The sequence below is a fragment of the Halochromatium sp. genome (assembly GCF_054919635.1).
Genome location: NZ_JBUDPI010000101.1, coordinates 1 through 10,578 on the forward strand (window position 1 = coordinate 1; position 10,578 = coordinate 10,578).

10 protein-coding genes are annotated in these 10,578 nt (G+C 62.2%); 5 read left to right on the forward strand and 5 right to left on the reverse strand.

From position 1 onward, the window contains the following. Positions 1 to 142: 142 nt before the first annotated feature. Positions 143 to 1,390: a glycosyltransferase gene (locus tag ACY693_RS08215; RefSeq protein WP_462321343.1), complete on the reverse strand. Its 1,248-nt coding sequence runs from the start codon at positions 1,388 to 1,390 to the stop codon at positions 143 to 145. Positions 1,391 to 1,495: 105 nt separating this feature from the next. On the opposite strand from ACY693_RS08215, the gene ACY693_RS08220 reads away from it, so the two are divergent. Both ACY693_RS08220 and ACY693_RS08225 read left to right on the forward strand, forming a co-directional pair. After that, a complete protein-coding gene (locus tag ACY693_RS08220; protein ID WP_462321344.1) occupies positions 1,496 to 1,825 on the forward strand; it encodes a hypothetical protein in 330 nt (109 codons plus the stop codon). A gap of 238 nt (positions 1,826 to 2,063) precedes the next feature. After that, positions 2,064 to 3,161, forward strand: coding sequence for an HDOD domain-containing protein (locus ACY693_RS08225; protein WP_462321345.1), 1,098 nt, complete (start codon positions 2,064 to 2,066; stop codon positions 3,159 to 3,161). 76 nt (positions 3,162 to 3,237) lie between these two features. Here the strand turns inward: ACY693_RS08225 and hypE are convergent, their stop codons facing one another. From hypE to ACY693_RS08245, 4 genes are all read right to left on the reverse strand, one after another. Then, entirely contained in the window at positions 3,238 to 4,317 is a 1,080-nt protein-coding gene (gene hypE, locus ACY693_RS08230; RefSeq protein WP_462321346.1) for a hydrogenase expression/formation protein HypE, read from the reverse strand. Then, complete coding sequence (gene hypD / locus ACY693_RS08235) at positions 4,317 to 5,543, reverse strand: hydrogenase formation protein HypD (protein ID WP_462321347.1); 1,227 nt, start codon at positions 5,541 to 5,543, stop codon at positions 4,317 to 4,319. The genes hypE and hypD overlap by 1 nt, the downstream gene beginning before the upstream one ends. Then, positions 5,540 to 5,809: a HypC/HybG/HupF family hydrogenase formation chaperone gene (locus tag ACY693_RS08240; protein ID WP_462321348.1), complete on the reverse strand. Its 270-nt coding sequence runs from the start codon at positions 5,807 to 5,809 to the stop codon at positions 5,540 to 5,542. The genes hypD and ACY693_RS08240 overlap by 4 nt, the downstream gene beginning before the upstream one ends. A 66-nt stretch (positions 5,810 to 5,875) precedes the next feature. Continuing rightward, a complete protein-coding gene (locus tag ACY693_RS08245) occupies positions 5,876 to 7,312 on the reverse strand; it encodes a nickel-dependent hydrogenase large subunit (protein WP_462321349.1) in 1,437 nt (478 codons plus the stop codon). A gap of 102 nt (positions 7,313 to 7,414) precedes the next feature. Between ACY693_RS08245 and ACY693_RS08250 the strand changes: the two genes are divergently transcribed. The 3 genes from ACY693_RS08250 to ACY693_RS08260 form a co-directional block, all read left to right on the forward strand. Beyond that, a complete protein-coding gene (locus ACY693_RS08250) occupies positions 7,415 to 8,011 on the forward strand; it encodes a class I SAM-dependent methyltransferase (protein WP_462321350.1) in 597 nt (198 codons plus the stop codon). 127 nt (positions 8,012 to 8,138) lie between these two features. After that, entirely contained in the window at positions 8,139 to 10,085 is a 1,947-nt protein-coding gene (gene acs, locus ACY693_RS08255) for an acetate--CoA ligase (protein ID WP_462321351.1), read from the forward strand. A gap of 134 nt (positions 10,086 to 10,219) precedes the next feature. After that, on the forward strand, positions 10,220 to 10,578 hold a 359-nt coding region (locus ACY693_RS08260), incomplete at its 3' end, for an NYN domain-containing protein (protein WP_462321352.1).

Consider the following 10,578-nt stretch of genomic DNA (forward strand, 5'->3'; position numbering starts at 1 on the left):
ACAAGCGCATCGAACAATTCGACCTCAGAAAAACACCACGGAAGCAGGCGCAAAACCTTAAAGCATAGCAGCTCGGACCGTTAATCAGCCCGTATGATCCCCAACCCAGGACTGGCGACCGTGCATCACTAGAGCGCGCCGATTATTTCAGGGCATCACATTCTGGGGCATCACATCCTGGAGCCTCCTCAGCCACAGGGCCTTGCTCACAGCCCGCTGGCTGCTTTGCAGCCTCAGCCTCAAGCAAGGTACGCGCATAGAATCCGAGCAACCGCTCGGTGAGCACCGGCGCCGACCAGCTGCGGGCATAGGTACGCGCCCGTGCGGAGAGCTGTGCGCGCAGCGCGGGCTCTCGCAGCAGGCGCAGGCATTGCTGGGCAAAGTGTGTTTCTTCAGGCTCGGCAATCAGGCAGCCTTCACCGTCGCGCAAGACCTCGCGGGTGCCCATCTCGGCGAGCGCCACCACCGGGGTGCCAAGTGCCATGGATTCGAGCAGCACCAGCCCTTGGGTCTCGGTCTGAGAGGAGAAGACGAAGCCGGCCCCGGCGCTGTAGCAGTCTTCAAGCGAGCCGTCGCGCGCAAGGTAGCCGGTGAACAGCACCTGCTGCTGCAGCCCAAGTCGGTCTCGGAGCCGCTGCAGGCGCTTGAGCGCGGGGCCGTCGCCGGCGATGACCAGCAGGATGTCGGGGATCTCGGCCTTGACCTGCACCAGCATGCGCAGCAGGAAGTCGCAGTTCTTCTCAAACGCGAGCCGCCCGACGTGCACCAGCAGCGGGCGCTCGGGGGCGATACCCCAACGCCGGCGAAAGCGCGCGCCGTCGCCTTGGCTGAATTGTTCGAGATCGATGCCGGTCGGGACGACGTCGGCCGGGGTCTGGATGCCGTAGCGGGTGAGCACGTCGAGCATGACTTGGGAGGGCACAGCCAGGGCGTCGACGTCGTTGCATTGGGCAGCCGAGAAGCGCCGCGCGGCGTAGCGCAGCCAGGCGCTGGGCACCAAGGGGATGTACTTGTCGAGGTATTGCTCGAAGAAGGTGTGGTAGCTTTCGACCACGGGCAACGCGAGCCAACGTGCCAGGGCGAGCCCGGCATAGTGGGCAACAAAGGGGGTGTGGATGTGAACCAGGTCGAAGCGCTGCGCGCGCAACGCGGCTCGATGCGCCGGCAGCAGGCCCCAGCGCATGATCCGGTCCTCGGGGTCGAACGGCAGGTAGCGCGAGGGGATACGAATCACCTCAAAGGGGTCGTCGGTGGCGGCCTCGCCATAGCTCGGGGTGAGCAGGGTGACCTGATGGCCCTTGCCGACGAGCTCGCGACCCACCGTCTGGATGGAGGTCGAGACCCCGTTGACACGGGGAAAGTAGACGTCCGAGATCATCAACAAGCGCATCGAACAATTCGACCTCAGAAAAACACCACGGAAGCAGGCGCAAAATCGCAAAGCTTAGCAGTTCTGAATCGTTTAGGCCGGCTGATCGGGCAGCAGCCGGCGCGCTTGCTGTTGGCGCTATTCATCGCGGGCGGCAGTCCAGCGGCGCTTGCCTTGAACCCAACGCTCTGGGGGTATGGCGTACGCAGCTGCAGCGACTATGAGCAAGCCAGCGCTGCAGCCGAGTCCGGCAGTCCAGCCGAGTACCAGCGTTATCAAGACTGGGTGGCCGGCTTTGTCTCTGGGCTGAACCTCGCCGTTGACGAAGACGTGCTCAGCGGCTCTGGCATCGAGACATTGATGCGACGTACGCTCAGCCATTGCAAGGCACATCCTAGCGATGACTTCTTCACAGCCACCATGAATCTGATTCGCCAGCTGAGCTCATTGCGCTGAGCACAAGAGACAGGACGACAGATGGATGCTGGGACGGCGTCCCAGGTATATGGCCTCAGCTCGCAAAGCTTAGCGGTTGCTAGCTATCATCGCAGACCAGGATTGCTTGGAGCTCATTGATGCAGAAACACCCCGAGATTGGAGGCCTGCCTGCACAGATGCTGGCGGCAAGCAACCTGTCCGAGTCACAGCTCGATCGGCTGCGTCAGCAAGCACAGCTGACGCGCGTGGAGCCGAATTGGCGGATACGTCGCCGCGAGATCCGGGGCGCAGGCTGTTCCTCGTTGATGGTGATATACGCTGCCAATACGACAGGCTCGAATTCCAGGTCAGCGCCAGTCTCGGGCAGAGCGAGCCGATCGAGCTTTTTGCTGGCGGGCGGCGCGAAGAGGATCGGGTCGTCGCGGGGACCAGCTGCCTCCTGCTGCGCTTTCCAGACGATGTCCTAGCCGATGTTGAGAGCTCCGTTCTCGAGGTCAGCGACATCGAGCTCGATGGTGTCGAAAGCGATTTCCTCTCCGAGATCTACCAACTGATCGGCACCAATCAACTTGAGCTGCCGGCGCGACCAGAAGTGGCCTTGCAGATTCAGCAGCTCACCCGCGATCCGGAAGCCGGTATTGAGGAGCTGACCAAACTGATTCAAAGCGACGGCACGATCGCTGGCACACTGCTGCACCGGAGCAATAGCCCAATCTTTCGCGCAGCCAAGCCGAACTCATCGGTGCGCGATGCAGTCATCCGCATGGGCTTCGACAACACCCGCAAGCTGGCAACAAACCTCGCTCTCCATCAGGTCTTCAAGGCACGCCGACCAGCAAGCCGCGAGGCCATGCTGGCGGTCTGGACAGAAAGCGCTCATTGCTCCGTTTACAGCCATTTGCTGTCACATGAGCTCGGTCTATTGAATCCGGAGCGCGCGCTCCTCGCCGGCTTGACCGCCAACATCGGCGCAGTTCCGATCATTCGGTTCATCGACAAGCGACCGGAATACGCTGAGTCGCTACAGATCAGCGGGATACTGGCGAAGCTGAGCAGCATTGTTGGCGTTCCGGTCATCAATTATTGGGGCCTGGGCCCTGACCTGATCAGCGTTGCCGAGAACAGCAACAACTGGACCTACCGGGCAGCAGCACCTGACTACGCCAGCATCGTCTTGGTTGCGCGTTGGGCGACAGCACAACAGCGAGGCCTCGAGTGCCCGCCACCGAGCGAGATACCAGCGTTTGAGGTCTTGAAGCTCAGTGCTCCGGAGCAAGACCAGGGCATCGTCGAGCTTGAGCAAAGCTCTGATGCGCTGGAGCAGCTTTGTCGTGTTTTCGGCCTTAGGGTCTGATGCAGCACCGCAGATCGAAATCGCAAGATCCACTGTCACCAAGCGGCTGCTAGCGAGTGGACCCGGTCAATCGGCTTCAACAGATGCGTGGCAGCTGCTCGCCAGCCAGCCAGTCGATGATCCGCTTGCCGCCAAAGGCGGTTTCCATCTCTACAAAATGGTGCGGGTCCTCGATTACCTGACCGATAATCGCAGCGTCGCGACCTTTTGGGTGCGCCCGCATCGCGGCGAGCAGCGTCTGCGCCTGATCCCCGGGACAGATCGTAATCAGCTTCCCCTCATTGGCGACATAGAGCGGATCGAGCCCAAGCAGCTCGCAGGCCGCACTGACCTCGGCGCGGACAGGGATCAATCGCTCTTGGACCTTCATGCCGATCTGCGATTGTAAGGCGAGCTCGTTGAGCGTCGTCGCGAGTCCGCCGCGGGTTGGGTCGCGCAGACAGTGGATACCCGGCACGGCCTTGATCATCACTGCCACCAGATCATTCAGGGCCTGGGTGTCGGACGCAATCTCGGTCTCGAAGCCGAGGTTCTCGCGTTTCGATAGGATCGCAACGCCGTGGTCGCCGATGCTGCCACTGACTAGGATGGCATCACCCGGCTCGGCCAGATCACCCGAGATCTGGATGCCCGCAGGGACCACGCCGATACCGGTGGTCGAGATGAAGCAGCCATCGCCCTTGCCACGCTCGACCACCTTGGTATCGCCGGCGACGACCTGTACGCCAGCGGCACGCGCCGCCGCCCCCATGCTCGCAACGATGCGCTCCAGATCCGCCAGCGGCAGTCCCTCCTCCAGGATGAAGCTCGCGGTCAGGTAGAGTGGTCGGGCACCCGCCATCGCAACATCATTGACGGTGCCATGCACCGCCAGCGCGCCAATATCGCCGCCGGGAAAGAATAGCGGCGAGATCACATGGCCGTCCGTGCTGGTGACCAGCCGCCCGGGGGGCGGCTCGAACACCGCCTGATCATTGCCTTGCGCCAGAAGCGCGTTATCCAGGTGAGCACGAAACAGCTCATCGATCAGCTGCGCCATCGCACGGCCACCACTACCGTGGCTCATATCCACAGCGCCCTGCTTGATGTCGAGCCGGCCGACGAAGCGGCGCGCAGAGCCCGGCTGCCGTGGAGCGGAGAGGTTGTCAGCGGCCATCAGGCAGCATCCGCGGTCATAGCCGCTGATGGCTCGGCTGGCCGCCGAAAGCGTCCGTAACTCCAGTAGGCTGCACAGGCCCCCTCTGAGGACACCATGCAGGCCCCCATTGGATTCTCTGGTGTGCAGACGGCGCCGAAGAGCTTGCAATCGGTTGGCTCCATCAGGCCGCGCAGCACACTCGGGCATTCGCAGCCCTTGATCTCTCGGCCACTGCTAGGGGCAACCGGAAACCGCTGCTCGGCATCGAGATCAGCATAGGCGTCGGCGATGCGTAGAGCACTCGCAGCCAGGTGCCCTAGCCCACGCCACTCAAAGGTCTCGCGAGGGCTAAAGACCTCGGCCATCAAGGCCTGAGCCTTGCGATTACCGTCGCGGGTCACGGCACGGGTGTACTGGTTCTCCACCTGCGCCCGACCGCTGTTGATCTGACGGATCAGCATCAGCGTACTCTGCATCACGTCCAGAGGCTCGAAACCGGCGATCACCACGGGCTTTGCAAAGGTTTCCGGAACGTACTCATAGGGCCGGCTGCCGATCACTGTACTGACGTGAGAAGGTCCGAGGATACCGTCGAGCTGAACACCGGCGTCGCCGCCGTCTCCCAATCTGGCATCCCTGTCGCGATGAGGCTCGGCATGTTCAGCGGGGATCAGATCGGCAGCCGCTGGCTGAGATGCCAGAATGGTGCTGAGTGCAGGCGGGGTTAGGACATGATTACAGAACACCGAAAAATTCTCGAGCCCCTCTGCTCGAGCGGACTTGATCGCCACCGCGGTTGGTGGGGTGGTGGTCTCAAAGCCGATCGCAAACAGCACGACTTGCTGTTCTGGCGCATTACGCGCAATGGTCAACGCATCCTGTGTCGAATAGATCATCCGAATGTCGGCGCCCGCCGCCTTGGCCTTGAGCAGGCTGTTGCGCTCGCTTGCCGGGACCCGAATCAGATCGCCGTAGGTGCAGAGCGTCACCCCATGCTCCACAGCCATGGCGATCGCCTGATCGATCCGCGCCATTGGCAGCACGCAGACGGGGCAGCCGGGGCCATGCACGAAGCGCAGATTCGCTGGCATCAGGTCCTGAACACCATAGCGATAGATGGCATGGGTGTGACCGCCACAGAACTCCATCAGGCGATAGACTCGAGATGGATCAGCCTCATCAGCGATCGTCCTAGCCAATCCCCGGGCCAGCTCGCCGTCACGAAACTCGTCGATATATCTCATCGATTGATCTCCGCTTGCGCTGTCGAGAGCTCATCCGCCTGCTCGGTGAGCTCGCCAATCTCACGCATCATCGCCAGGGTACGCTCAGCCTCCTCGGCGCTGATCTTATTGAGTGCGTAGCCAACGTGGACCAGCACAAAGTCACCCACCTCCGCCTCCTCGATCAGCGCCAGAGACACGGGTCGACGGACGCCGGCTAACGAGACGGTAGCGGTATCTGCAACCGGATCGACCTCGAGGATCTGAGCGGGTATAGCAAGACACATAAGCGATGCTCCGAGGAAGCTAAGTGATGCTGCCAGCATCTTTGACAGAGCCGACAGCCATGATGTTCAGGATACCGAAAGTCGATACTCGACACAGGGGTCAACCGCAGTGATGTAGAGCCGAGCCAGGTGCTCCAGCTCCGGACCGACAGCGCCGCTGCGAGCGATTGCAGCGAGCCCCTGAGCAACGACACCTTCCGGGTGAAAATTCCACTCCGTTGGCGCCAGGATCTGATACTGCTCGACGCGCCCGTCAACAAGGACCACGCGATGCAGGAGCAAACCGCGAGCCGCGTCCGCAGAGCCGATGCCCACGCAAGGATGCATCTGGACATCTGTGTCAGCTCCACTTGGGACATCGTTGTCATCAATCTGACAAGTAGCGAATGACGGACTCACCTCGCCAGGGGCTATAGGCGTGGAGGCGGCTAGAGCCTCTAGCCGGCTCGCGCTCAGTGCCAAGTCCAGGAGCAGCGCCGCCAGCCTTGTCAACAAGCCGTTGCCGTACTCGTCGAGCAAGCCCAAAACCAGTGGATGCCCAGCAACCCGAGCCAATGGCCCGGTCTCGGCGCACTGTTGCCGCCAGCGCGGCGCGGCAATAAAGGCCTCGGCATCGGCTGCTGCCAGGCGCTCCCCAAGCTGTTCGAGCAGGACCTCGGATCGCTGCTGATCGAGCATGTCACGGTCTTCTGAGCCGCCAATACCCTCGCCATGCGCTCTTGCGTTGCTCGCAGTCACCCTGCCTGAACCTCGCTCTAGCTCGAGGTAAGCGCCCGCGGATACCGATGGCAACCTCGCAACCTGATTGGCGCCAGAGGCAGCAAGCCGCCGCGACAGTAACGCTCGGACAAGAGCGGCAGCCGGGGTTTTGCCCTCTTGCGCCCAGCGTTGGAACACAGAGACCGAATCGATTCGCGCGACCCACTCAGCGGCCCGCATATCCAACGCCTGCTCGACAGCCAAGGCTGGCAAGACGCCCAGGTCGAGCGATGCACGGGCGCCTGACTCGGCCTCGGCGGGATCAAGCGCGAACGGATCACCCACTGCACGCTGGGCCTGGTGCAGGCGGTTGAAGGCGCGCATGACCTGCGGCATCGCCCTGGCCATCGGTGGAAGCATGGTCGGTGGCACCGCAGAGGGATGCCCAAGTCGACGCGGCTCGGCGACCCCCTCGCGCGCGAGCAACGGCTCGAGCATGCGCGGCCAGTCCAACAGCAGCCGCCACAGATGCTCCTTGATGCTCTCTGCTTGCACCAGAGCCTGACGGCGCGCCAAGACCCCTGCACTCGGCCGACAACCGACGGCCTTCTCACAGGCGCTGACACAGGCCGCCGCCTGCGCGGTACCGCACAGGCTGAAGAGCGTTGGTAGCTGGCGCACCACCTCAGCGGGCGATTTGCCGGAAAAGACGCGCGCAGCGGTCAAAGGCCGACTCGAGCCGATGACGACAGCGCCGCTGCACGTCTCAAGCCGGATCTGGAGCTGGCCGCCAAGATCAGACATCGAATCCCCTGAGGTCTGTACGCATAACCCTCTAGTCTAGCCAATCCAGGTAAGGCATAGCCCTGTAGACTAGGCGTTTTTGTTCGATGGACAGTCTGCCAGATGCTTGCACCAGACCAACTCGCGGCGCTGCGCGAACCGATCCAGATCCAGGCCGACCTGCGCGGACAGCCGTTGCGGTTCGAATCGACCTGGGGGCTTTTCTCGCCGCGGGAGATCGACGAGGGCACGCGTCTTCTGCTGCAGCACATCAAGGTCGAGCCGGACGCCGACTGCCTTGATCTCGGCTGCGGCTATGGGCCGATCGGACTCACCCTCGCGGCGTTGGCTCCGCAGGGCCAGACGCTGATGGTCGACAAAGACTTTGTCGCCGTCGACTTTGCCCAGCGCAACGCCGCTCTGAACGGCTTGCAGAATGCCAGCAGCCTGCTGAGCAACGGCTTCGATCAGATACCGTCAGCAGCGCGTTTTGATCTCATCGCGAGCAATGTACCAGCTAAGGTTGGCAAGGAACTGCTCGCGCTCCTCCTACACGATGCCCATCGGCATCTGCGCCCGGGTGGTCAGCTCTATCTGGTCACCATTAGCGGGCTGCGCGCCTTCATCAAGCGCAATCTGCAAGAGGTCTTCGGCAGCTACGACAAGCTCAAGCAGGGTGCCCATTACACCGTCGCCTGGGCTGAGCGCACTGACCGCTGATATGGCAGCGCTGCGATTCAGGGTTTAGACTCCACCGGTTCTGTATTCGCTACACATTCCACACCCAACGAGCGGAACGGACCCCGCATTTCTCACCGCAGAGACGCTCCGAGGAGGACTCAACACCATGTCGGATTCTAAGATCTACCCCGTCCCCGCCGAGATCGCTGCCGAGGCGCTGATCGATGAAGAAACCTATCGCAGTATGTACCAGCGCTCGGTCGATGATCCTGAGGGCTTCTGGGCAGAGCATGCGGAAAAGCATGTGACCTGGCTCGAGAAGTGGAACAAGGTCATGGATTACAGCTATGGCCCCGACGAGGTCCATATCCGCTGGTTCGAGGGCGGTAAGCTGAATGTGTCGCAGAATTGCTTGGACCGTCACCTGGCCACCCGTGGGGATCAGGTTGCGATCATCTGGGAGGGCGACAACCCCGAGGAAGATCGTAAGGTCACCTACCGCGAGCTGCATGCCGAGGTCTGCAAGCTCGCCAACGTGATGAAATCGCGCGGCGTGACCAAGGGCGATCGCGTCTGCATCTACATGCCGATGATCCCCGAAGCCGCGGTCGCGATGCTCGCTTGCACGCGCATCGGCGCTGTGCATTCAATCGTCTTTGGCGGCTTCTCCCCTGACTCGCTACGCGATCGAATCCAAGACTCCGAATGCCGGCTGTTGATCATCGCTGACGAGGGCGTGCGTGGTGGGCGCAGCGTGGCACTAAAGAAGAATGCCGATAAGGCACTCGAGGAATGCCCCAGCGTCGATACCTGCATCGTCGTGCGCCGCACCGGCGGCGAGGTGGCTTGGAGCGATGACCGCGATCTCTGGTACCACGAGGCCATGGCCGATGCCTCCGCCGAGTGCGAGCCGGAGCCGATGGACGCCGAGGACCCGCTCTTCATCCTCTACACCTCAGGCTCGACCGGTAAGCCAAAGGGCGTGTTGCACACCACGGGCGGCTATCTGGTCTACGCCGCGATGACGCACAAGTACACCTTCGACTACCGCGAGGGCGAGGTCTATTGGTGCACCGCCGATGTCGGCTGGGTCACCGGCCACACCTATATCGTCTATGGCCCGCTGGCCAATGGCGCCATCTCGCTGATGTTCGAGGGCATCCCGAACTATCCGGACATGTCGCGCTTCTGGCAGGTGGTCGACAAGCACAATGTCGCCACCTTCTACACGGCACCGACCGCGATTCGAGCGCTGATGCGCGCTGGCGAAGAGCCGGTCAAGAAGACCTCGCGCAAGAGCCTGCGCATCCTTGGCACCGTCGGCGAGCCGATCAATCCTGAGGCCTGGGAGTGGTATCACAACGTCGTCGGCGATGGACGCTGCCCGATCGTCGATACCTGGTGGCAGACCGAGACCGGCGGCCATCTGATCACGCCGCTGCCGGGCGCGACGCCAACCAAGCCCGGCTCGGCCACCAAGCCGTTCTTTGGCGTGGTTCCGGCGTTGGTGGATGCCGGCACCGGCACCCTGCTCGACGGCGAGGCCGAAGGCGCACTGGTGATCACCCGGCCGTGGCCGGGACAGATGCGCACCGTCTATGGCGACCATCAGCGCTTCATCGACACCTACTTCAAGCAGTATCCGGGCTATTACTTCTCCGGCGATGGCGCCAAGCGCGATGCTGACGGCTACTATTGGATCACCGGCCGCATCGACGATGTGCTCAACGTCTCCGGTCACCGCCTCGGCACCGCCGAGATCGAATCGGCGTTGGTTCTGCACGACGCTGTCGCCGAGGCCGCGGTGGTAGGCTATCCGCACGACATCAAGGGCCAGGGCATCTATGCCTATGTCACGACCATGGCCGGCGTCGAGCCGACCGACGAGCTGAAGAAGGAGCTGGTTAAGCTGGTGCGCACCGAGATCGGCCCCATCGCTACGGTCGATATCATTCAGTGGGCGCCGGGCCTGCCAAAGACCCGCTCCGGCAAGATCATGCGTCGCATCCTGCGCAAGATCGCCGCCAACGAGATCAGCACCCTCGGCGATACCTCAACCCTCGCCGACCCTGCCGTGGTCGAGGAACTGATCGATAATCGAGCCAATCAATAGCAACAACGCTGCCCGGTGACGGCGCATGACGCCGTTACCGGCCACTCGTCCACTGTTAGCCCCAGTTAAGCTCTAACGCTCCCCATCCCGAACGGACTCCAGGTGGGCGCTCAGCCCCCACGAGGACCACCTCTTTGTCTTTATGCCAGCGAGTTGGCGTCTACGTCGACGCCGAGAATGTCCGTTACAATGGCGGTTATCAAATGCGCTACGATGTGCTGCGACGTTTCGCAGCGCGTGAGAATGGCATTCTGCAACGTCTCAATACCTATATCTCTTACGATTCCGAGCGCGCGCGAGACGATCCCGAATACGCCAAGAAGAGTCGTGGCTACCAGCAGATGGTGCGCGACTTCGGCTGGAAGATCACCGTGAAATACGTGCGCCGGTACACGGATGAGGCCGGCAATATTTCGATGAAGGCCAATGCCGACCTCGATATGGCCGTCGATGCGATGCTCCAGGCCGAAAAGCTCGATCAGGTGATTCTGGT